General features: G+C 37.0%; 23 protein-coding genes and 3 pseudogenes. 14 read left to right on the plus strand and 12 right to left on the minus strand.

The genetic code is table 11. From position 1 onward, the window contains the following. Window positions 1–200 precede the first annotated feature (200 nt). From glpF to BWGOE10_RS33245, 5 genes and pseudogenes are all read left to right on the plus strand, one after another. Window positions 201–1,022 (plus strand): glycerol uptake facilitator protein GlpF, encoded by an 822-nt coding sequence (gene glpF, locus BWGOE10_RS05030; protein WP_070141165.1) that lies wholly within the window; start codon window positions 201–203, stop codon window positions 1,020–1,022. 12 nt (window positions 1,023–1,034) lie between these two features. Then, on the plus strand, window positions 1,035–2,525 hold the full coding sequence (glpK, locus tag BWGOE10_RS05035; protein WP_070141166.1) for a glycerol kinase GlpK: 1,491 nt from the start codon (window positions 1,035–1,037) through the stop codon (window positions 2,523–2,525). A 133-nt stretch (window positions 2,526–2,658) separates the two neighbouring features. Then, window positions 2,659–4,341 (plus strand): aerobic glycerol-3-phosphate dehydrogenase, encoded by a 1,683-nt coding sequence (gene glpD / locus BWGOE10_RS05040; RefSeq protein WP_070141167.1) that lies wholly within the window; start codon window positions 2,659–2,661, stop codon window positions 4,339–4,341. A gap of 114 nt (window positions 4,342–4,455) precedes the next feature. Continuing rightward, a complete protein-coding gene (locus tag BWGOE10_RS05045) occupies window positions 4,456–4,788 on the plus strand; it encodes a PadR family transcriptional regulator (protein WP_070141168.1) in 333 nt (110 codons plus the stop codon). Next, a pseudogene (locus BWGOE10_RS33245) lies at window positions 4,781–5,553 on the plus strand (permease prefix domain 1-containing protein). The gene BWGOE10_RS05045 and the pseudogene BWGOE10_RS33245 overlap by 8 nt, the downstream one beginning before the upstream one ends. A 363-nt stretch (window positions 5,554–5,916) precedes the next feature. Here the strand turns inward: BWGOE10_RS33245 and BWGOE10_RS32745 are convergent. Beyond that, the gene (locus BWGOE10_RS32745) at window positions 5,917–6,081 is read right to left on the minus strand and encodes a hypothetical protein (protein WP_000561154.1); all 165 of its coding nucleotides are present in this window, start codon (window positions 6,079–6,081) and stop codon (window positions 5,917–5,919) included. 283 nt (window positions 6,082–6,364) lie between these two features. On the opposite strand from BWGOE10_RS32745, the gene BWGOE10_RS05055 reads away from it, so the two are divergent. The 3 genes from BWGOE10_RS05055 to BWGOE10_RS05065 are packed head-to-tail and all read left to right on the plus strand — an operon-like array spanning window position 6,365 to window position 8,583. Continuing rightward, entirely contained in the window at window positions 6,365–6,898 is a 534-nt protein-coding gene (locus BWGOE10_RS05055; protein WP_070141170.1) for a sigma-70 family RNA polymerase sigma factor, read from the plus strand. Window positions 6,899–6,902: 4 nt separating this feature from the next. Further along, complete coding sequence (locus BWGOE10_RS05060) at window positions 6,903–7,310, plus strand: PadR family transcriptional regulator (protein ID WP_070141171.1); 408 nt, start codon at window positions 6,903–6,905, stop codon at window positions 7,308–7,310. Between the two features lie 7 nt (window positions 7,311–7,317). Next, entirely contained in the window at window positions 7,318–8,583 is a 1,266-nt protein-coding gene (locus tag BWGOE10_RS05065) for an FtsW/RodA/SpoVE family cell cycle protein (RefSeq protein WP_070141172.1), read from the plus strand. Between the two features lie 6 nt (window positions 8,584–8,589). On the opposite strand, the gene helD is transcribed toward BWGOE10_RS05065, so the two are convergent. The 3 genes from helD to BWGOE10_RS05080 all read right to left on the minus strand — a co-directional run bounded on the left by helD (window position 8,590) and on the right by BWGOE10_RS05080 (window position 12,732). Then, on the minus strand, window positions 8,590–10,926 hold the full coding sequence (helD, locus tag BWGOE10_RS05070; protein ID WP_070141173.1) for an RNA polymerase recycling motor HelD: 2,337 nt from the start codon (window positions 10,924–10,926) through the stop codon (window positions 8,590–8,592). Window positions 10,927–11,221: 295 nt separating this feature from the next. After that, window positions 11,222–12,091, minus strand: a complete 870-nt coding sequence (gene prsA, locus BWGOE10_RS05075) for a peptidylprolyl isomerase PrsA (protein ID WP_070141174.1) — start codon at window positions 12,089–12,091, stop codon at window positions 11,222–11,224. 446 nt (window positions 12,092–12,537) lie between these two features. Next, the gene (locus BWGOE10_RS05080; protein ID WP_000172693.1) at window positions 12,538–12,732 is read right to left on the minus strand and encodes a hypothetical protein; all 195 of its coding nucleotides are present in this window, start codon (window positions 12,730–12,732) and stop codon (window positions 12,538–12,540) included. A gap of 118 nt (window positions 12,733–12,850) precedes the next feature. Here BWGOE10_RS05080 and BWGOE10_RS05085 point away from each other — a divergent pair, with 118 nt between their 5' ends. After that, window positions 12,851–13,186, plus strand: coding sequence for a DUF1878 family protein (locus BWGOE10_RS05085; protein ID WP_070141175.1), 336 nt, complete (start codon window positions 12,851–12,853; stop codon window positions 13,184–13,186). A 5-nt stretch (window positions 13,187–13,191) separates the two neighbouring features. Here BWGOE10_RS05085 and BWGOE10_RS05090 read toward each other — a convergent pair whose 3' ends face one another. From BWGOE10_RS05090 to BWGOE10_RS05100, 3 genes are all read right to left on the minus strand, one after another. Continuing rightward, the gene (locus tag BWGOE10_RS05090) at window positions 13,192–13,749 is read right to left on the minus strand and encodes an HTH-type transcriptional regulator Hpr (protein ID WP_000834924.1); all 558 of its coding nucleotides are present in this window, start codon (window positions 13,747–13,749) and stop codon (window positions 13,192–13,194) included. A 299-nt stretch (window positions 13,750–14,048) separates the two neighbouring features. Then, window positions 14,049–14,411 (minus strand): YtxH domain-containing protein, encoded by a 363-nt coding sequence (locus BWGOE10_RS05095; RefSeq protein WP_002201482.1) that lies wholly within the window; start codon window positions 14,409–14,411, stop codon window positions 14,049–14,051. A 209-nt stretch (window positions 14,412–14,620) separates the two neighbouring features. Next, complete coding sequence (locus BWGOE10_RS05100; RefSeq protein WP_001016832.1) at window positions 14,621–15,055, minus strand: HIT family protein; 435 nt, start codon at window positions 15,053–15,055, stop codon at window positions 14,621–14,623. A 561-nt stretch (window positions 15,056–15,616) separates the two neighbouring features. On the opposite strand from BWGOE10_RS05100, the gene ecsA reads away from it, so the two are divergent. The 3 genes from ecsA to ecsC are packed head-to-tail and all read left to right on the plus strand — an operon-like array spanning window position 15,617 to window position 18,285. Continuing rightward, complete coding sequence (gene ecsA / locus BWGOE10_RS05105; RefSeq protein WP_001292616.1) at window positions 15,617–16,360, plus strand: ABC transporter ATP-binding protein EcsA; 744 nt, start codon at window positions 15,617–15,619, stop codon at window positions 16,358–16,360. Continuing rightward, a complete protein-coding gene (locus tag BWGOE10_RS05110; protein WP_070141176.1) occupies window positions 16,353–17,564 on the plus strand; it encodes an ABC transporter permease in 1,212 nt (403 codons plus the stop codon). Before ecsA ends, BWGOE10_RS05110 begins: the two co-directional genes overlap by 8 nt. A 13-nt stretch (window positions 17,565–17,577) precedes the next feature. After that, the gene (gene ecsC, locus BWGOE10_RS05115; protein WP_070141177.1) at window positions 17,578–18,285 is read left to right on the plus strand and encodes an ecs operon protein EcsC; all 708 of its coding nucleotides are present in this window, start codon (window positions 17,578–17,580) and stop codon (window positions 18,283–18,285) included. Window positions 18,286–18,754: 469 nt separating this feature from the next. On the opposite strand, the gene BWGOE10_RS05120 is transcribed toward ecsC, so the two are convergent. Further along, the gene (locus tag BWGOE10_RS05120; protein ID WP_070141178.1) at window positions 18,755–19,939 is read right to left on the minus strand and encodes a serine hydrolase domain-containing protein; all 1,185 of its coding nucleotides are present in this window, start codon (window positions 19,937–19,939) and stop codon (window positions 18,755–18,757) included. 344 nt (window positions 19,940–20,283) lie between these two features. Here BWGOE10_RS05120 and BWGOE10_RS05125 point away from each other — a divergent pair. Continuing rightward, window positions 20,284–20,493 (plus strand): annotated as a pseudogene (locus BWGOE10_RS05125) (YolD-like family protein); the annotation flags it as partial. A 246-nt stretch (window positions 20,494–20,739) separates the two neighbouring features. On the opposite strand, the pseudogene BWGOE10_RS33250 reads toward BWGOE10_RS05125, so the two are convergent. Beyond that, window positions 20,740–20,972 (minus strand): annotated as a pseudogene (locus BWGOE10_RS33250) (hypothetical protein); the annotation flags it as partial. A gap of 210 nt (window positions 20,973–21,182) precedes the next feature. On the opposite strand from BWGOE10_RS33250, the gene BWGOE10_RS05130 reads away from it, so the two are divergent. Beyond that, on the plus strand, window positions 21,183–21,506 hold the full coding sequence (locus BWGOE10_RS05130) for a hypothetical protein (RefSeq protein WP_070141180.1): 324 nt from the start codon (window positions 21,183–21,185) through the stop codon (window positions 21,504–21,506). Between the two features lie 119 nt (window positions 21,507–21,625). On the opposite strand, the gene BWGOE10_RS05135 is transcribed toward BWGOE10_RS05130, so the two are convergent. The 3 genes from BWGOE10_RS05135 to BWGOE10_RS05145 form a co-directional block, all read right to left on the minus strand. Beyond that, window positions 21,626–22,084: a putative iron-sulfur cluster-binding metallochaperone gene (locus BWGOE10_RS05135; protein WP_000389113.1), complete on the minus strand. Its 459-nt coding sequence runs from the start codon at window positions 22,082–22,084 to the stop codon at window positions 21,626–21,628. A 181-nt stretch (window positions 22,085–22,265) separates the two neighbouring features. Then, window positions 22,266–22,391 (minus strand): transcriptional regulator, encoded by a 126-nt coding sequence (locus tag BWGOE10_RS33920; RefSeq protein ID WP_415858223.1) that lies wholly within the window; start codon window positions 22,389–22,391, stop codon window positions 22,266–22,268. Window positions 22,392–22,559: 168 nt separating this feature from the next. Next, window positions 22,560–22,760: a hypothetical protein gene (locus BWGOE10_RS05145; RefSeq protein ID WP_070141181.1), complete on the minus strand. Its 201-nt coding sequence runs from the start codon at window positions 22,758–22,760 to the stop codon at window positions 22,560–22,562. Window positions 22,761–23,029: the final 269 nt, after the last annotated feature.

Genomic DNA, 23,029 nt, shown 5'->3' on the forward strand with positions numbered 1-23,029 from the left:
GCTTTCATTAGAGGTTAACATTATAGACAAGTTAATAAACGTGACGGAGAAAAGAAGAGATCCACATTTTATTGTTTCTATATATTGTATATAGAAGCATGTAAGCTGTGGATCTTTTTCTTTTGAAAAAAAAACGAATGGCCATTCATTTTACCTCTATCACTTTTTGAAAGCATTTAAATTGATTGTGGAGGGATTTTATGTCAGCATTTTTAGGGGAATTAATAGGGACAGCGTTGTTAATCTTACTTGGTGGCGGTGTTTGCGCTGGTGTAAGTTTAAAGAAATCGTTTGCGAAAGATTCTGGTTGGATTGTAATTACAATGGGCTGGGGCTTAGCGGTTGCTATGGCAGCGTATGCAGTTGGATCAATTAGTGGGGCACATTTGAATCCGGCTTTAACGATAGGACTTGCTTTTAAGGGAGCGTTCCCATGGAGTGACGTACCTATGTATATCGCAGCACAAATGATTGGGGCAATTATCGGGGCAGTTCTTGTATACTTACATTACTTACCACACTGGAAAGAAACAGAAGATCCAGGAACAAAGTTAGGTGTATTTGCAACAGGTCCAGCAATTCCGAACACATTTACAAACCTTTTAAGTGAAATGATTGGAACATTCGTTTTAGTATTTGGTATATTAGCAATTGGAGCAAATAAATTTGCAGATGGTTTAAATCCATTTATCGTAGGTTTCTTAATTGTAAGTATTGGTTTATCATTAGGTGGAACAACAGGATACGCAATCAACCCGGCTCGTGATTTAGGTCCGCGTATTGCACACTTCTTCCTTCCGATTGCAGGAAAAGGCGGTTCAAATTGGAAGTATGCATGGATTCCAGTAGTTGGTCCAATTTTAGGTGGATCACTTGCAGGATTATTCCATCAAGTTGTATTTGAAGGAAAACAAAATTCAGCACTTATTTATGTGATTATTGCAACTGTGATTGTACTAGCAATCTCTTATATGACAAGTAAAAAAAGTGGAGCTACTACAAATAGTAGAAAAGTAGCATAGGGGGAAACTGATATGAAAAAATATATTCTTTCATTAGACCAAGGAACAACAAGCTCACGCGCAATTCTTTTCAATAAAGAAGGAAAAATCGTTCATTCAGCTCAAAAAGAGTTTACACAACATTTTCCAAAGCCAGGCTGGGTAGAGCATAATGCACAAGAAATTTGGGGATCTATTTTAGCAGTTATCGCAACTTGCTTAAGCGAAGCAGATGTGAAGCCAGAACAAATCGCTGGTATCGGTATTACGAACCAACGTGAAACAGCGGTTGTATGGGATAAAACGACTGGAAAACCAATTTATAATGCAATCGTATGGCAGTCTCGTCAAACAGTTGAAATTTGTGATGAGTTAAAAGAAAAAGGTTATAGCGAGATGGTTCGCGAAAAAACAGGTCTTTTAATTGATGCATACTTCTCTGGTACGAAAGTAAAATGGATTTTAGATAACGTTGAAGGTGCAAGAGAAAAAGCGGAAAACGGCGAGTTATTATTCGGAACAATTGATACATGGCTTGTATGGAAATTATCGGGCGGTAAAGCGCACGTAACAGACTACTCAAATGCATCACGTACATTAATGTTTAACATTCACGACTTACAGTGGGATGATGAGCTTCTAGACATGTTAACAGTACCAAAGAGCATGCTTCCAGAAGTACGTCAATCATCTGAAATATATGGAGAAACAATTGATTACCACTTCTTCGGTCAAAATGTACCGATCGCAGGTATAGCTGGTGACCAGCAAGCAGCATTATTTGGACAAGCTTGTTTCGGTGAAGGTATGGCGAAGAACACTTACGGAACGGGTTGCTTCATGTTAATGAACACAGGCGAAAAAGCAGTTGCTTCTGAGCATGGCCTATTAACAACAATTGCATGGGGTTTAGATGGTAAAGTAAATTACGCATTAGAAGGAAGTATTTTCGTAGCAGGTTCTGCAATTCAGTGGTTACGTGACGGAATGCGCATGTTTAAAGATGCAAGTGAGAGTGAAGTGTACGCTAGCCGTGTTGAATCAACTGAAGGTGTATACATAGTACCGGCATTCGTAGGACTCGGAACACCGTACTGGGATAGTGAAGTACGCGGCGCTATGTTTGGTGTAACACGCGGTACGACGAAAGAGCACTTCATTCGTGCAACGCTAGAATCTTTAGCATACCAAACGAAAGATGTATTATGTGCAATGGAAGCTGATTCAGGTATTAAACTGAACACATTACGCGTTGATGGTGGTGCAGTTAAGAATAACTTCTTAATGCAGTTCCAAAGCGATATGTTAGACGTTCCTGTAGAGCGTCCGGTGATCAATGAAACGACAGCTTTAGGTGCAGCATACTTAGCTGGTCTTGCGGTTGGATATTGGAAAAACCAAGACGAAATTAAAGCGCAGTGGAATATGGATAAACGCTTTACACCGGCAATGGAAGCGGAAACAAGCGAAGAGCTATATGCTGGATGGAAAAAGGCAATTGAAGCAACTAAAGCTTTCAAATAATCATAAACAGTGTTATAATGATGACAAGTTAATAATTCGGTAGGAGATTTGGAGAGACCACAACACGCTATAGAGGCGAAATCTATAGCGGAGCTTGTGGTCTCTTTTTTCGTTATCAAAGGGAGGAATTACCATGAAATTTTCAAGTAAACAACGTAAAGACGTATTAAACGGAGTAAATAAACAAGAGTTAGATGTGATCGTAATTGGTGGAGGTATTACTGGTTCTGGTATTGCATTAGATGGGGCAACACGCGGTTTATCAACAATTGTGTTTGAAATGCAGGACTTTGCAGCAGGTACATCAAGTCGTTCAACGAAACTTGTACACGGTGGTTTACGTTATTTAAAACAACTTGAAGTGAAAATGGTAGCAGAGGTGGGGAAAGAGCGTGCGATCGTATATGAGAACGGTCCCCATGTAACGACACCAGAGTGGATGTTACTTCCGTTCCATACAGGTGGCACGTTCGGGTCATTCAGTACATCAATTGGTCTTCGTGTATACGACTTCTTAGCAGGTGTAAAACGAAGCGAGCGCAGAAAGATGTTTAACCGTGAAGAAACGCTAAATAAAGAGCCTCTTGTAAAACAAGAAGGATTAAAAGGCGGCGGTTACTACGTAGAATATCGTACAGACGATGCGCGTCTTACAATTGAAGTAATGAAAGAAGCAATTGAACACGGTGCGAAAGCTGTTAACTACGCAAAAGTAGACAGTTTCTTATATAAAGATGGAAAAGTATGCGGTGTACGTGTAATCGATTTACTAGACGGAGAAGTATATGAAGTTTACGGTAAGAAAATTGTAAACGCAGCTGGTCCTTGGGTAGATACACTTCGTGAAAAAGATAACTCTAAAAAAGGGAAAGTACTTCAGTTATCAAAAGGTGTGCATTTAGTAATTGATCAAAAACGTTTCCCATTAGGGCAAGCAATTTACTTTGATACACCAGATAAACGTATGGTGTTCGCGATTCCTCGCGGCGGAAAAACGTACGTAGGTACAACAGATACGTTCTATGATAAAGACGCAGCTGTACCGCACATGACAACAGAAGATCGCACATATATCATTAATGCGATTAACTACATGTTCCCAAGCGTGAAAATTACAGAAAAAGATGTGGAATCAAGCTGGGCTGGTGTACGTCCGTTAATTTATGAAGAAGGTAAGAATGCATCTGAAATTTCTCGTAAAGATGAGATTTGGACTTCTGAATCTGGTTTAATTACAATCGCGGGCGGAAAATTAACAGGATACCGCAAAATGGCTGAAATGGTAGTAGACTACGTAACGAATCTATTACAAAAAGAAGGACATAGTGCATATCAGAAGAGCGATACGAAACATATGCCAATCTCTGGTGGTCATGTAAGTGGTTCACACGGATTCCCGGCATTTATCGCGAAAAAAGCAGGCGAAGGTACGAAATACGGTTTAACGACAGCTCAAGCTGAAGAATTCACGAAATTCTATGGCTCTAACGTTGACGTACTGTTCGACTTAGCGAAAAAACATAAAGACGAAGCGAAAGAATACAACATGCCATTAGATGTTCTAATCCCGCTTGTATACGCAATGGATTACGAAATGACAGCGAAACCAGTTGACTTCTTCGTACGCCGCAGAGGCGCTGTATTCTTCAACATCCACTGGGTATATGAGTGGAAAGAAGCAGTAATCAACTACATGGCTGCAAAACTAGGCTGGAGCAAAGAAGAGCAAATGAAATACACAGCTGAACTAGAAAAAGCATTAACAGACGCTGTAATTCCTGTCGATCAACAAGAACAAGCAGCTGCATTAGCATAAAATAGAGAAACACCTAAAGGGAAGCCTTTAGGTGTTTTTTTTATGGACTATTCTTCTAACTATGTTGCATAACGACATATGTTGTTATACGATGTGTATAAGGAGGTGGTATTGTTGGACAAAGAAATCTTGAAGGGAAGTATAGATATTTTATTACTTTCTATCATTGCAAAACGTGATACATATGGATATGAAATAGCCCAGAGTTTAAAGGATGCAAGTGAAGATTTGTATAGTATGGGGCAGGGAACTTTGTATCCGGCTTTAAAGCGATTAGAAAAAAAGGAGTTTCTTGAATCTTATTGGAATGAATCTGAGAATGGGATGAAAAGGAAATTTTATACTATTACAGATAAAGGGAAAAAAGAATTGCAGAAGAAAGTGAACTCTTGGGAGCGTGTAACATCATTAATTCAAGCTTGTCAGAAAGGAGTTATTTATGAGTGAATTTGATGAGTATATTAAGTCTATTTTAGCTTATTCAGAACTTAGTAATATTGAACAGGATGAGCTATTTCTAGAAATGTATGACCATTTGAACAGCTTGAAAGAAGAATATATGGAACAAGGTATGAATGAAAAAGAAGCGATTTATAAAGCGATTCAAAGTTTTGGAGAATCAAAAGTTATTGGCTTAGGGATTAATCAATCGGTATACGAAGTTCCTAGGCCATTAAAGGTATTATCAAAAATTTTATGTATTCCTTATATAATCATTTGCTTTATTGTCTTTTTAGGAACATTTATTTCAACTTCTACATTTGACTATGTTCGTAGTTTGACAGGTGGGACTGTATATCATCCCATTGAATTTTGGCAGCAATTTTTACATATATCTGATTTAGAAACGTTATTACAACTTTTGGAATAACACTTTGGCAAGTTAAAGATTTTATTGCGCATCCAGGCCTTTGGGGAAACTCAACTTATTGGTTAAACGTTTTACAACATATAATATTAGTAGTTCCATGTGGATTTTTCGTTCCAGTGTTGATTAATAAAGTGACTAACTATAAGAAAGCTAGTAAGTGGTATGCTATGACCTTTCTTGCTTGGGAGATAGTGCATTTACTAACTTTGTCTGATGTTTTTGATGTATGGCGGTTTACTATAAATATGCTAGGCGCATCGGTAGGATATCTCTTATTTGTAAGTGTGATACAAATAGATAATAAATTTAGGGAAATGAGCAAGAAGATATTTGAAAATTAGCTGGCTATTCTGTAGTTTAAATTATACAAATTTAGTTTGATGGTAATAGAGTATCACTGAAAACATAGGTGCTATATAGTGAGAGGATTTTTTATATTCGTAATAGGTGTTGTTAGTTGTTTATTCATTCATTCATACTGTTATGAAACTGCTGCATAATCCATCTTTATTGGCGCTATAAAGGGGAGCCCTTCAGGTGTTTTTTATCTTGACTAAAAATAAATAGAATGTGTTACAATGATGATAGAGTATGTAGTATGAATTTTGCATAAAATAAAGAAGACAGAAGCCTGAGAAACTTCTGCCTTGTTTAACCTAACTTGCTATTGTGGTGGTAGTAGGTGCGGTTATAAGACAATTACATTAACGTTTTAGCCGAGAACCGCCCTTACCTTTTCCACGAAGCAGGGTGGTTCTCGCTTTTTTGTATACAGAAATTAGCCACGGACCAACGTATCTTCTACCGATGACAACGCCAGCTCCGGTTAGGATACCATACACTAATTTAATTACAAACATCGCGATCATTATATCACCTCCCCCTTTTTGCGAAATGGAAGAGATGATAGCCACACCTACTAGTAATAGCTTATTAAGTTACGTTTTAATTGTATTATGTTTTAAAATAGGGAACAAGACATATGGAGGAAAATTCCTGTCTTTAAGCAGAGCATTAGTGCGAGGGGACAATAAGCAAAAAAATATTAAGATTTCAAAAAACGGTACGGACATTACTATCCGTATTTTTTTATGAATTTATAAAACTTTTCCATGGAGTGAGTCGTCTAATATATGGGAAGGAGGAAATGATGTGGATGAATTAACAGTAGAGATGTTTGAAATAGAAGATAAGGAGGACCTTATCGATGAAATAATGAACAAGTATGGACAGGAAATCTTACAGCTGGTTTATTCATATGTGAATAATAAAGAGGTTGCAGAGGACTTAACGCAAGATATATTTGTTAAATGCTATAAATCTCTTCATACATACAAAGGGAAATCGAATGTAAAAACATGGTTGTGGAGAATAGCCATTAATCATTGTAAGGACTATATAAAAAGTTGGTATAACAAAAAGGTAATCGTTACAGAGGATGAATCTGCTTATATTGGGATTCAAAATGATAGTGTCGAACAAACTGTCATTCAAAATGCAGAGGACCGTAAGCTGGCTTCTGCGGTAATGAATTTACCGATCAAATATCGAGAATTCATTTATCTATTTTATTATGAGGAATTATCAATTAAAGATATTGCTATTGTAATAGAAGTGAAGGAAAACACGATAAAAACAAGACTGAAAAGAGCTAAGGAACTATTGAAGAAAGGATTGGAGGAATAATCAAATGGAAGATCGATTAAAAGGCTTGCGAAAATCAATGGAGAATACAACTTTTAAACATTTGAGTTTTTCTGATCAGCATCGAAAGCAGGTGCGCGAAAAAATCAATGCATCATACGAAAATGAAGAAGATGTCCTTTTAGCAGTCTTGCAACTTCTCGGTAATGAAAAAACAGGATACGAATTGTCACAGCTACTGCGGGGGCGAGGGATTCAAAAATTCGAAGGAAATGAAGGGTTTTTATACACCTTATTACATCGTTTAGAACAGAATCGTTTTATCCAATCAAGTTGGGATCATTCAGGAGCTAAATATTATCAATTAAATGATAAGGGAAGAAAGATGCTGCGAAAGGCAGAAAAAGATTCTACGAAGGCACGATTTATATTAAAAGGCTTAGTACAGGAGTGAGGCGAAATTGAATAAAAAAGGGGAGCGTTTTTTAAAAGAAGTTACGAACCATATTAAATCAAAAGAAGTAAAGAGCTTTGTGGCTACTGAACTAGATTTTCACTTGAAGCAAGCGAAGAATATGTGGATAGAGAAAGGGTTAAGTGAGGAAGTTGCTGAAGATAAAGCTGTTGAACAAATGGGAAGTCCAATCAAGCTTGGCCGGGAACTTAATAAACTTCATAAGCCAAAGGTTGATTGGTTCATTATTATTTTACTAGTGACTACTATGGGATTAGGCTTTTTGCCACTAGTAGCTCTTGGATATACGAATGATTTACTAATGAACAAGGTGATATTTGTTATTCTCGGTGCTGTAGCAGCTTTAGGGATGATGCTGATTGATTATCGGAAATTAGAAAGACTCGGATGGTTGTTTTACACAATCGGAGTACTTATCCTTTTAATGTTATACTGTTTTCCAAACGCTTCGTTGACTGGAGAGCCGTTAATGAAAATCGGTCCCATTGCAATTGATTGTTTAATGGCAGTGCCGTTCTTTTTTCTAGCCTGGGCTTCTTTTTTCAATAATAGTAGGTTAAAGGTTATGCATCTTGTGATTTTGTATTTATTTTCTTTGTATTTATTTTTAATTGTATCAACTCTTTCGTCAATTTTTATCTATATCACGATGGTATTCATTATGCTTTGGTGGAGTAAGTTAGGGAAGAAGAAGGCATTGATTATTACAATGGTACCAATTTGTTTATTTATTATCAGGGTATCCGTATCCTGGTCCTCAGGATACCACTTGGATAGATTTCTAGGGTATTTAAATCCAGAGCGTGATGCAGGTGGCGCAGGGTTTATGTATATACGTTTAAAAGAGGTAATGTCGTCAGCAGGTTGGTTTGGTACATATGGAGATATAAAGTTTATCCCTGCTCCAGATACTGATTTTGTATTTGCAAGTTTGACTTACTATTATGGGTATGTGCTTGCGCTAATTCTTGTCTTCATCCTTTCTCTTTTTGTAGCAAGGATAATGATCATATCTTATAAAATAAATGATCGGTATGGTAAATTGCTTCTCGTTGGAGGAATAACTCTTTTTGTAGTCCAGTTCATTTATAACGTCGGAATGATATTAGGCTTATTGCCGATTGCTTCTATATCATTACCTTTTATTAGTTATGGATTAACACCAACTGTATTTCATGCGCTTTTAATGGGGATTGTGCTGAGTGTATATCGGCGTAAAGATATTTCATTTAGAATGAGAAAAACACCTTGAGAAAAATCAAGGTGTTTTCGTTATACATTTAAAACTCTCCGAATCAGCCCCAAGTACAAAAGGACTAACCTCACCAACGCTATAAAGCTGCAACTCATGCATCGCGCGCGTACAAGCAGTGTAGAACAATCTACGAACGCTCTCATCACTGTACACATCTTTAGAAGCATCATAAATAATAACAGCATCAAATTCGATACCTTTTGCTAAATAAGCAGGGATAACGACAATGCCTTGCTCGTACTCGGCTGAGTTACTTTTCACAAGTTTAATATTCTCAATATGACTGAGTGCCTCGTATGCAGTGGCACTTTCAGCTGCGGATTTACATATAATTGCGATCGTATTATGCTGTTGTTTTTGAAGTTCAGCAACTTTGGAAGTGATACAATTATGCAGTTCACTGTGATCAGAAACTGTAGTCACTGTAGGTTTCTCGCCGTCACGTTCAAATGCGTTAATGTTCTTTCCTTCAGGTACGAGGTCCCGTGTGAATTCAATAATCGGTTTTGTTGAGCGATAGCTACGAGTTAAGTTAATGCCGTTTGTTTCATCAGGGCCATATAAATTAGTAAGTGTATGGAAATCAACTGTTTCACTTGCATGAGCGAATATCGCTTGGTTAAAGTCTCCGAGTACCGTCATTTTTGCGGCAGGGAATAAGCGTTTTAAAAACTCGAATTGAAACGGTGAATAATCTTGTGCTTCGTCTACGAGTACGTGTTTAATGGATCTGTTCGTTTGGAAGCCTTCAATTAATTCTTTTAAAAGTAAAAATGGAGTCGCATCCTCGTAATATAGCTTTCCTTCATCGAGCGTGTTCACAGTTAGCGAGCAAATATCATCCCAGTCTTTCGGTTTTTCTCCAGTAACCCATGATGCATCTGTGAAGAGCTGTTTATATATTCCCGTGAAATTGATGAAGCGTAGTGTTTGAACACCTTTACGAAGCGGCTTCAATTTTTTGCGGACGATCATACGTCCAAGTACTTTCGTTTCTTGCTCATAATCATTAAAGGAGTTGTCGTCAAACTCTCCTTTTTTCTGTAAGTAGTTATAAGCTTTTTGATATTCGTCTTTACTAAGTAATTCAATTTCTTCTTCTACCCACGGCTTTTTCAGTTCTGTTTTTTCGATTGCGTCTATTTGTTTATTTAGCCAATCCGTTAACTTTTCAATTCTATTATGGAAGCGGAGGGAGGAGTCGGTATTGTAAAATTGCTCTGTGATTTCTTTAGCAGAGGCAATCAGTTTTCCTCTAAATTTCATCCCTCTAAATAGCATGCCTGAAGATTCAAGAGATTGTCTGTACGCTCTAATCATCTCGAAAAATTGAGTAGATGCTTTAAATCGAACGCTCCCATTTCGAGTTTTATAAGCAGGGCTATTCGTTTCAGTTAGCATATATTCTAATTGCTCATAAGGATCTTCAACGTCAAATGACTTGCTTAGTCTATGGTTTAAATATTCCTGGAATGTAACTTGCTGCATATTCTCTTCACCGAGTTCTGGCAATACGTTAGATACGTAGCTGTTGAACATGGAGTTAGGGGAGAAGAGAATGATTTGATCTGCTTTTAGCCATTCGCGATATTTATATAGTAAGTAGGCGATTCGCTGCAGGGCAGCTGATGTTTTACCGCTACCAGCAGCTCCTTGAACGATAAGTAGTCGCCCTTCATCGTGACGAATAATTTCATTTTGCTCGCGCTGGATAGTAGCAACGATACTTTGCATATGTTTGTTTGTACCTTTTCCGAGCGCTTGTTGCAGGATTTCATCTCCAATTGTGAGGCTCGTATCGAACATAGAATCAATCTCGCCATTTTGAATAATATATTGTAATTTTTTCTCCACATTGCCGCGGATTACGCCTCCTGGTGTACTGTACTCAGCCGGTCCTGGTGGATAATCGTAGTAGACACTTGAAATGGGTGCACGCCAATCGTATATAAGAAAGTTTTCTCCGCTTGCATCGGTAAGGGTAGCAACTCCGATATAAATTTGTTCTGCGCCAGATTCTCCTTCTTCTTTGAAATCGATTCGTCCGAAGTAAGGTGCTTTATGCATACGCCTTAGTGCGGCAAGTCGATTAAAGGTGTGCTTATGGGTAATTTGTGTTACGGCTAGTGACTGAGCTTGTTGTCTTAAGTTGATAACTGTTTCAAGATAATCGTCAAAAGTATCAGTATTAACTTTTACATCATCCCAGAAGTGTTTACGAATGTTGATTACTTCTGCCCGGCGTCTGCCAGTTTCGCTTTCCAGTTTATCAATTTGCTCCGTAATAGTTTCTATTACGCTATCCAATCGTTTTTGCTCTTGATCAAGTTTTTTGTTCATACGTAAGCACTCCTTTAAAAGTGAAAAATAGAGGTTGACTGAGGATGTGTTTTGGTGTACAATTAAGATACGGATAAATACATCCTTTTATTTTTATTGAATGCGTTTCTGTACTAATTTAACATAGTTTTTTAATTTAATCAATAATAATAAGATAAACCTTGGTTCCGCATGCGGTGGAACTGAGGTTTTTTTGTGTTGAGTGGAGTAAGGTGGGGGAGTATATCGATGTATCGGCAAAAAAACTACTACAAAATAAAAAAGCTTGGGGGCTACCCAAGCTTTTTTCACTTCATTATTTCTTTGCGTCTTTTTTAGCGTCAGCTTTTGGTTCTTCGAAAAGATCTTTCAAATCTTTGTCGTCAACTTTTACGTCAGCTTTTTTGATTTCTTTCATCATAAGATCGTTCATAAATTGAGCGTCTTGTGTTTTTTCTTGAACTGCTTCTTTTTTGATGTCAGCTTTTGCTTTATCGAAAGTTGTGTCAGCATGAGTATCAGTTACTTTAATGATATGGTAACCATGCTGTGTTTTTACTGGTTCACTTACTTCATCTTTTTTCAGCTTACGAGCAGCTTCATCGAATTCTTTTACCATTTTATCTGGTCCGAAGAATCCTAAGTCGCCACCTTTTTCTTTTGAACCTGGATCTTCAGAGTACTTTTTCGCTAACTCTTCGAAAGATTTACCTTGTGCAAGTTCTTCTTTCACTTTTTTAGCAGTCTCTTCATCTTTTACAAGAATATGGCTTGCTTTAATTTCTTGCTTATAGTCTTCATATTTTGCTTTTAAGTCTTTATCAGTAATTGCTTTTTCAATCGCTTGTTCTTGAGCTAATTGAGCGCGAACACCATTTTTGACTGTTTCTTCTTTAAGACCTTGTTGTTTCATTAGTGTATCGAATTGGTCACCGACTTGCTTTTTCATTTCATCGTACTTTTTGTCTACTTCTTTGTCATCGACTTTGTAGTTTTTAATAAGTACTTTTTCCATAACCATGTTATTTAGTACTTGTTTACCAGCTTGTGTCTTCATTTGATTGTAGAACTCTTCTTTAGTGATGTCACCAGCTTTAGATGTAACAATTTTGTCTGATGATGATGTTCCACATGCTGATAATGCGATTACACTTGTTGCGGCTAAGGCAAGCATAGCTTTCTTCATTCAATAAACACTCCTACTATTATGTATTTTTAATTTATCCCGTACAAATGAAGAAACGCCTTATGATAGGTTATTTTCGTTCATAAGAACCTGATTAAGTCTCACTGATGTCTTTGCTTTTTTATATATAAAAGCACGCTTAACAGGGCTTACCGAGGCTTTAGGATAAAGTTTAGATGCGTGTCGTTTATTTCATAGTATAAGCAATATGTACAAAATTTAATATATCATATTTCGACGGGTTTTCCTATTGATAAAGAAATTTTAACCAGTTTGTGTCAGATTTTGAAAGGGTACCATATTGGGCGCATGTCGCATATACAGAAAAGAGGAGGGGATGGGGGATGAATTCAAAACTTATTTTATTACTTGTACTGTTTATTTTATTAGTTATAGTAGGTATAATTTGCTTATAGAGGAAAAAAATGAGGAAGGGGCTTCCTTCCTCACTTTCCATGAAATATAATTTCTACATAACTAGAAATTAATAGAATGGTAATACATACATTAATAACTCGAAAGACACCGGGCTGGCGGCTCGCAGATATTTGTTTTCGCTCACACAGTGTATGTGTCATGAAATTCGTGTAAAATATAACAAGAAGTGCGAATGCGACAAAAACAACGGTTATAAGAGTCATGAGGCGAGACCTCCTTTTGGCTAAAATACATATACTTTATATATTGTATCATACGATATTTTGTTCGTGTTATAAAATTCAGAAATAGAAGACTTTGTGTTAGGAAGCGAGGGAGAAAATGGACGTTGTAAGAAGACTAGAACAAGCTGAATACTACGTAGACCTACTATTTAAAATGATTGATGAAGAAAAGTGTCCATTTTATTCTTTAATCATAAAGAAAAAAGCTCGTAAAAAAGATATTGAACGTATACTAAAACTTTGTGAAGAACTGAACAAACAATATGTAGTGGAGAAAGCAGAAGGTCTTTTATTGTTCGACGCGCTATTAGATCAATTTGAAAAAGCGCTTCCACATCAGCTCGAAGTACACGAAACTGCGGAAGCGCTAGCAAAACAAGGTTTATTTAAGCCGCTTATGAATGAATTCTTAAGCATGATTGCGAAAAAATAAATAGATTATTTCTTAACTAACTTTTGATCGGATTCCGTAAAGTTTTCCTCAATATCTTCTAATGATTTCTCAAAAATATCGATGAAGTCTTGTCCGTAAATATTGCGAAGGATCGCGATAAGTTCGATATTTTCTGGGAACTTACCGTAAAAATTACGAAGTGCAAGAGCCCCATTAAACACAGAATTATTTTCAGGATCATACTCCTCCATTAAGCGAAGTAGTAATTCTTCCCCTTTGTCTGTAATTTCAATGTACGTATTTCGTTTATCATCTTCTTTTTTTGAGAATACAAGATAGCCGCGTTCTTCTAGCTTTTTAGAGAAGTTAAACGCCGTTGATACGTGCATAACTCCAAACTTAGCAATCTCAGAAATAGAAGCCCCTTTTAAATGATAAGCGATAGTTAAAATATGATGCTCGTTAATGTTTAAATCGTAAGGTTTAATCCACTGTTGCCAATCTTTCTCTACGCATTTCCATAACGCTTTCGATAATTGAGCAATACGTTGGCTGAAAATCATCGCTTCTTTTACCGAGTAATCTTTTTCTCCACTTTTCATTTACTCACCCACTTTAACATTCTTTTTTCATTATTATCTATTATGCCAGTAAAATAAAAATTAATAAAGTCTTTTTGTGAGAATTGTGAAAATTTTTCGGAAAAACAACATTCTATACAAATCATGCATAACTATGGAAGCGTTTTATGAGTCAAGAATACATGTGTTGTCTTTACATGTTAAGGGATAACATATATTGTAAATGCATAAAAACACGGCATATCTATGTGATATGCCGTGTTAAGGTCAATTCGTATGAAAAATATTTGTTATATGCAAAAAACTAAGCAGGAATATGTTTACGCTTTTTCTGGAACGGCTTCTTGTAGTTTCTCAATTGACTTTTGAATGTCTAAAATTTCTTTTTCAATATGTCGTTTGTTTTGAGAAATATCTTGTTTCCAATTAGAAAGCGTGTCTTGCATATCGTCTTTTAGTTCTTGAAATACTTCTTTACCTTCTGAAGCAGTTTCAACGATTTGGCGCTTTAATAACTTCGTATCAGCTGTAATATCAGCTAAAGTCTTTTTAATATCAGTTCCTTTTTCTTTCAGCTTACCGCGCATAGCTTTACCAGAAGAAGGAGTTGAGAAAAGAACGGCTAGTCCAGCAACTGCTCCGCCGCAAAGTACACCTGTAATAAAGGATTTAGCTTTTGACATAAAAGGAAACCTCCTTATTTTTCGTTCGTATTCATGATGTATAAAAGTGTGCATATCTTTAAGACAAGGGGAAGAAAAGTGAGTTTTCTCTCTTGTACATGCTATGCACAAAAAATCATATCCTCGGCATTTTTTGTGAAGAAACAAGCCATAGGGTATATATGCCAAAGGGATAGGCTTGTTATGTATTACTTCTTATTATAGTGGCACTATTTCACACTATTTGCAATTGTACTTGCGATGTTTTGTAAATTTTCCATAGTGTATTCATTTTGGTGTGATTTCCAAACAGCACCGAAACCATCGTTTTCACCGTAGCGTGGAATTAAATGAAGGTGGAAGTGGAATACAGTTTGTCCAGCTTTCTCGCCGTTATTGTTAAGCAAGTTGAAGCCAACTGGATTAAATTCTGCTTTCATTGCATTTGCGATTTTTGGAACGACAGCAAAAATATGTGATGCGATTTCTGGCGTTAACGCAAAAATGTCTTGTTTGTGAACTTTTGGAATAACAAGAGTATGTCCTTTTGTTACTTGACTAATATCTAAAAATGCAAGCACATGTTCATCTTCGTATACTTTTGAACAAGGGATTTGCCCGTCAATAATTTTACAAAAAATACAATTGTCCGCTGTATGATTCATCGATCTCATCCTTTCAAATATCCTTAGCCGTATTTTACCATAATTACATAGGAGAACAAACACGAAAAACAGGAAGCTGACTCAGCTTCCTGTTTTCTGAAGAGGGATTGAAAAAGCATTTTTTATAATTTACGGTTCGCAGACACCTCATTTATTTAAGAAATGCACGGTAAATCGGCTAAAGTTTCTGCCGTAGACACCCCATTTTCAAGTGAAATGAATTGCAATCTTTTTTTAAAATGAAATTGTTTATTTTTTAAAACAGTATATGCTCTTTCGGAGACACCCCGTTTCGAAAATGAAACAAATTATCTGGTTATGTGTAAATTTCATTGTCCAACTTGGACACCCCATTTCATGATGACTTCACTATGTTGTTGTACTCATCAATTGGTGGTTGCTTTTTCAATGTATTCCTTCCTCACTAATTATGATGTCCGCTTTCTTAAAAATATATGCCAAGAAATTTAAATTTTTTTTAAGACATCGATACTATGTGGTACAGCGCCATTTTTGGTAAGATGAATATAGAATGAATACTAATGAAGAAAGTGGTGTCGTATGAGCGAGTTATTGCGTGTAGAAAATGTTACAGGAGGATATACGAAACGACCTGTACTGCAAAATGTTTCGTTCTCTGTGAATAAAGGCGAGCTTGTCGGCTTAATCGGTTTAAATGGAGCTGGTAAAAGTACGACAATTAAACATATCATCGGTTTAATGGAACCGAAAAAAGGAACTGTCACAATTAACGGGAAAACAATTCGTGATGATATGACAGCGTACCGTTCTAGTTTTTCCTTCATTCCAGAAACGCCAGTATTATATGATGAGTTAACGTTAGAAGAGCATTTGAAATTAACAGCGATGGCGTACGGTGTAGATGAAAAACAATATGAAGAACGCGTAGGACAATTATTACAAGAGTTTCGCATGAAAAATCGTTTGAAATGGTTTCCGTCTCATTTCTCAAAAGGGATGAAACAAAAAGTGATGATTATGAGTGCATTTTTAGTTGAACCATCACTTTACATTGTGGACGAACCTTTCGTTGGGCTTGATCCGTTAGCGATTCAATCACTCCTTCAAATGATGGATCAAATGAAAAAGAGCGGTGCGGGCATCTTAATGAGTACACATATTTTAGCGACAGCAGAGCGCTATTGTGATTCATTTATTATTTTGCATCAAGGTGAAGTGAGAGCGATGGGAACATTATCAGAACTTCAATCCGGGTTTAATATGCCAGGTGCAACGTTAGATGATATTTACATTGCGTTAACAAAGGAAGAAGATTATGAATAGCACAGCGTTATGGAAAGAACGATTTCGGCACTTTCTAAAAGAAGTTCGTACATATAGTAAATACGTATTTAATGATCATTTGAAATTTATTTTCGTATTTATCATCGGCGCAGGGGCGTATTATTACCAGCAATGGTTACAAACGTTAACACCTTCGTTTCCGACAGCGATTGTTATGGCAGTCTTACTGGGCCTTGTATTAACAGCTGGGTCAATCCAAACGTTATTAAAAGAAGCGGACCTCGTTTATTTACTGCCAGTTGAAGAAAAGTTAAAGCCTTACTTTACAAAGGCATTTCTCTTTACGTTTATGATTCAGTTATACATAATCGCAATCGTAGCCGCTGCGCTTGCCCCGTTATACTTCCAGCAAATGAAACAAACAGGAGCGGCTTACATATGGATTGTAATTGCGTTTGTCATTGTAAAAGCATGGAATTTGTTCGTAGCGTGGGAAAAATCATTTTTAACAGATCAAAGCGTTCAAAAAGCAGATTGGTTCATTCGTTTTATCTTAAACGGCTTATTTGTGTACTTCCTTGTAGAACGTACTTCAGTCATTTTTACCGGTGTGATTGTCTTTCTTATGGCGCTATACCTTGCTGTTATGCATCAAAAGGTGAAGGGAAAGCCGCTAAACTGGGAGTATTTAATTTCTGAAGAAGGTAAAAAGATGATGCTACTATACCGCATTGCGAATATGTTCGTTGATGTACCAGCATTAAAAGAGAGAGTATCACGCCGAAAATGGCTTGATTTCATTCTTTCGATGATCGGTGAGAAACGTACATATTTATACTTATATACGAGAACATTTTTAAGATCAGGTAACTATTTCGGCTTATATGTGCGTTTACTCGCTCTTGGAGGAGTTATTCTTTACTTCATCCCATTTTTATATGGACGCTTTATCGTAAGTCTTATTTTCTTATACTTAATCGGCTATCAGCTATTAACCCTTTGGAAACATCACCGCATGAAAATTTGGCTTGATTTATATCCAGTAGGGGGAGATGAGAAGAAGAAAGATTTTCTTACTTTATTAAATGCGATTCTTATCATCGGTAGTGTTGTATTTACAGTTATATTTGCACTTGCGACGAAAAATTTCATGATGACCGGCATTTTATTTGTAGTAAGCATATTATTTAGTATTGGTTTCGTTTATCAATACGGTGCGAAACGCATTGAGCGTTTAAATTGAAAGGAATGAACCTATGATTACATATGAAGAGAAAGTTATAAAAGAATTGGAGCAGTGGAAAGCTACATTCATGAAAGATTCTTCTATGATGACACGGTTCTCTAAAAAAGTGCAGGTGAAAGTGCAACAACTAGTACCCGCGAAAGTACAAAAGGTACTAACAGAAACGATTCGGATGATGGTACAAACAATTAGTGCTGGATCAAACTTCATAAAACCGAAGCTAAAAGAAACGAACTGGTCACTGCAAAGACGAGACGATGAAGTACGTAAAAAAATGGATGAGTACAAAAAAGTCGCAGCGGCAGAAGGAGCAGGAACGGGAGCAGGTGGTATTCTTCTTGGCCTTGCTGATTTCCCGTTATTACTGACCATTAAAATAAAATTTTTATTTGATGCAGCAACATTGTACGGATTTGATACGAGTAAACAAGAAGAGCGTCTTTTTATCCTTCACGTTTTCCAACTTGCTTTTTCGAGTGATGACCATAGAAAAGAGATATGGAAAGTAATTGAAACGTGGGATACAGAAGAAGAAAATCATATGGACTGGGAAAAATTCCAAACAGAGTACCGAGACTATATCGATTTAGCGAAAATGCTTCAGCTCGTCCCGATCATCGGTGCCCCGGTCGGCGCATATGCGAATTATCAATTATTGCAAAGGCTTGGGGAAGTAACGATGAATTGTTATCGTATGCGATTACTTAATAGAAATTGATTTGCTTTATAAAAAAGAAAGCATCCTAAATGTTTAATTTAGGATGCCTTCTTTTTATTTATATTTATTATTTCCTGAAGGATGAAGGAATGGAGCGCAATCCCTATAATATATTTACGGAAATCTTATTAAACCATAACAATATCTTTACCACCTCTAATTAATTACTTATAAGTGGGGTCTCGCTACATCGCCATCAACTTAACACAAATAAACTACCCCCAAACGATAAAATTGAGCAATTTGTACAGATTTATCGTTTAGGGGGTAGTTCTAAATTCTTAGCTTGATGGGCATGTGGCAGGACCCCTAATATCTATTAATAAAAGCAGTTTTTCTCGGATAGTTGAGGGCATCATCATCAAAATGGATGGAATAATATTATAATATAAAATTAAAAAATATACGCCAAGCCTATGAGTATGCATCCGTCTTGGCTTTTTCCTTTAAACAATACCTAAATTCGGTTTCAGTCTTCGATTGCTTGGTAGACCATGGTCCAGAAGTCTTGGATAAGATGCGATGAGTCCGGAGTGGACATCCCAACCTGAGTGAACAGGATTCCAGTAAACTGTTTGTCTGGATCAGCGTAAGCTGCAGTGCCGGTTCCACCATCCCAGCCGAACTGACCGATAGAAGCGTAGTCTCCAAGGTAGGTACGCACCGCCATCCCAAAGCCCCAGCCGCCTTGTATCCCTTGTCCAAACGACAAATGGACGTTGTTTTTGGCCAAATCGTCTCGGTATACTTGTTGTTTAGGAGTAAGACGATTGGTGGTCATCAGTTGGACTGCGGGCCTAGACAGGATCCGTTTGGTTCCGTGCATCCCTTTGTTCAACAGCATCTGCAAATACGCGTGATAATCGTCGACGGTTGCGAGCAGCCCACCACCGCCTGCTTGGAATGCTGGAGGTTTGCTGTAACGTCCGCCTGCACCCTCATCCCACACGATGAACTCACCTGTCTGCGGATCGGGGTTGAAGGCAGGTGGAAGCCGGTCAATCTTGCGCTCAGGCACGTAGAAACCAGTGTCCTTCATTCCCAGTGGATCGAAGATGCGTTCGCGTAGGAACGACTCGAAGGTCTGACCCGTGACCCTGGCAACAAGCACGCCGAGCACTTCAATACTGATATGATACTGCCACCGCTCTCCGGGCTGGTAGCTTAGCGGAAGTGCACCTAGACGACACATAAACTCATCTGGATCGGGCATATCCTGCCCTGGCGTGTCGAATATCCCACTCTCGAAGAACGCGTTCATGATCGGAGAACCCATCAACGTGAGATCCACTCCGAGCCCGAATGTGGAGGTCAACAGGTCTCGTACAGTGATAGGACGCCGTGCTGGGACGGTCTCTTCCAGCGGACCATCGGGCTGTTTCAACACCTGCCGGTCGGCGAGTTCGGGCAGCCATTTGTCTACTGGGTCGTCCAAATGCAGTTTGCACTCGTCGAGCAGAACCATTACCGGTGAAACTGCGATCGGCTTGCTAGTGGACGCCAATCGAAAGATTGTGTCCCGACGCATTGGTGCGCCACCATCATGCCTCATTGTTCCAAGCGCTTCGACGTGCGTCTCGCCGTTTCGGCTGACTAAGGCGACGAGCCCAGGAATCTTTCCAGAATCGACATGCTGCGCCAGTACATTGCGCATTTTGCGCAACCCTTTTTCAGAAAAGCCTTTATTGTTTTGTCCCCTTTTTAATAATCTCGACAAAATGTATTTATGTATATGGGGTCACCATACATCACTATCAACCTAAGATAAATTTATATCCATAATTCACAGAAAACGTTATTCTTTTTGTAGAAATATACAGAAAGGATGACTTTTTTTTATGAATCTTTCGATTCAGGATGAGTTTCGTTTATTCGCTGAAGAACTACAGCGATATCTATCTCCAAACATCCTTCAATAACCGCTATACACTAGCGTGATACAATGATAATGGATGGGAGTCCAATACATATTATTAAAATTAAGATGGCTCAAGTCGGAGGAAGGCATTAATGTTTTCTATGTCTCGATTAGTGAATAATTTCACATTTTGTAATGATATCAAAAGCTTTTATCATGAAGACGATTATTTACTCACTAGCTATATGACTATTGTTGATATTGATCTGCTAAATAGTGCTGTGATATGCACGGATTCTTTTTATAACAAGATGAAACTACAGTTTTCAAGTGTAATCGACGTAAAATAATATTCACCCAACAAAGAAGAAAAGGAGGAACCTCCTCTTTTCTTTTTAATTTATACATAGAACTAAGTGTGGCCTTGGAATAAAGTTTGATTAAATTAACTTAATAAACCTTGATAAAGGAGCAAATAAAAAAAGCGTGGTTCGAAAAAAGATTGTTCAAAACACGCTTTTTCTATATTCAATTAAATCATCCTTTTATCAAACTTTGTTTTATGGCCACAAAGTGACATCTAAAAGTTAGACACGTTATTTCATTAGGCAGCTTCTTGGGCATGGGTCCGGTATTGTACCGGGCTCATGCCTTTTAGTTTTGCCTTTGCTGTTGTGTATTTTATATTGTGGATCCATTGACAGTTACTTTTGTGTCTATAGTAAATCCTAATCCTGCATCTACAGATGCCTACAACATTATTATCCTGCCAATATGGAGAATCATAGAAACATAGGTTGTCCACTTTAGACACGACACGTTTTCCTACATTTAAATTGTTCCGTTCCAATCGACTGCAAAATGAACGAATACGTTTCTCCCTGTCTCACCAGATTTCTTGGATTTAAAGCCATTTTCCCTTTTAAGGTGATATAGTCCTTAAGATCTTGTTAAACCTGTGCAATTACGGTTGGACTTTCCTGCTGTTTGACACATATCCCCAGGCTATCTGGACATGATAAAAGATGAGGTGACTGACATGAAGGATAAAATATTAGAATTAGTACCAGAATCGGTAAAAAAATTACTCCAGAAAAAAGTTAAAGATGGAAACCGATGCATCATTGATTTGGTTGTGGATGATGCAACTGCTTATGGATTTGAACCGGAGCAAGTAGTCCCTTGTATCATGGCGGGTTATTATGTTTATGAATCCACCACCTATCCCAGTGAAATGGAGGAAGAATGGAAGCTGAACTTGGTTTTTCATGCGGCCAATCGCTCGGCAATGAAGCTTCTGTCTTATGGGAAGTATAAAGCGAAACAATCTGAAAGTGGATGGATGAGATATACAAATCCATAATGTTTACTTAACATACACTAACTAGCTTGGTGAGCATGAGGCGCCGTCACATGCCCATCAACTTGAAATCTTGAAATACCCCCAAGTATTTTGGTGAAAAAAAGCAACATTTAAGTTCCTTATGACATTTTTCTAATATAAGTTGTAACATTGCCTAAACAACAACTACCTTGTGGATTGTTTACTTCACAACCACATCGGTTTTCTCTTATGTTTTCGCGAATATGCTCTACTGGATTAGGAGTAAGTCCATTTTCCACATATTGTTTGATTTTTTCTTTTGTCCAATCAAAACAATAACAAATTGGTGTAGTTGCTGAGTCATCTTTTTGATTTACAGCTACCTTTATGTCAGATACAAAGTATTTTTTATTATTCGTATCAAAATAGACTACATCACAATCTTCGTTTGAACAAAAATAGTGATTTTCTTTAGCATTTAATGTTTCTAATGCAGATGGTTTAAGCAATGATTTTAGTGTAATCAACTTTACATTCTTAGCTTTATTTTTACATGATGGACAATGACCATTATTTTCAATTTTTATTCCTTTAAGGTTACTACAACAATCTTCCATTATTCTTCCACCTTTACAATTTATTATTTTTATAAATATTCTTCTGCTTTCTTTTCTGAATCTATTAAAGTTTCGATAATAGGACATTCGTAAATATCTTTGTTTTCGGGACATCTTTCTTGAAGGTCTATCAACATTTGTTTAATTTTTTTTAGGTCTTGAATTTTACGTTGGATGTCCTCTAATTTAAGAACAGTGAAATCATATATGTCACCGCACTTTGCTTCATTGTGATCGACCATTTGTATCGAATGGTCTCCGTGTTAACGCCACACTTTTCAGCCAGTTCTCCAATAAGATATTGCATCTATCTCACCTCATATAAAGTATAAACCCTGTACTATAGTACAGGGTTAAGGAAAGTATTATTTACTATAGTATCAATCTACTTTCTTAAAATAAACTGTCATTATTCAATAAGCCTTATTCAACAATATGGTCCGATTGCGAAATTCTAAAACTACATTTAGAGCGATTAATCTTTATCACCACGTAACTCTTTACTACAACGTTTTACAAAAAACGCTGTTATTAAAATAATAATTCCTATACTCAAAACAAGTAATTGATCGAGTGCAATCACATCACGAAAAATCCAACGAGAAACAAAACCGAAGCTAGACATGCACACACATATAAAACCAAAATAATTTAACCATCTATGTACATTTTTCATTCTTTTCCCTCCTTAAACTACATTTTATCCTTCCCTCCTGTTTTTGGGTGTGAGTGCTGGCTAGTCGTGTGGTGATACTCCATGCCCATCAAGCTAAGGTCTTTAAGTACCCCCTAAACAAAATTTTAAATTTTTCTACAGTTATTTATGTGAATTCAACTCGTTTTTTTCGTTTTGGGAACAATGTATTTTTTAAGTTGATGGCTATGCTCAAATTTGAGAGTCTTTTTTTGTTATTTCTATTCATATTTTTAAATTTTTTACCAATA

Source organism: Bacillus mycoides, assembly GCF_001757995.1.
GTDB lineage: Bacteria > Bacillota > Bacilli > Bacillales > Bacillaceae_G > Bacillus_A > Bacillus_A mycoides_B.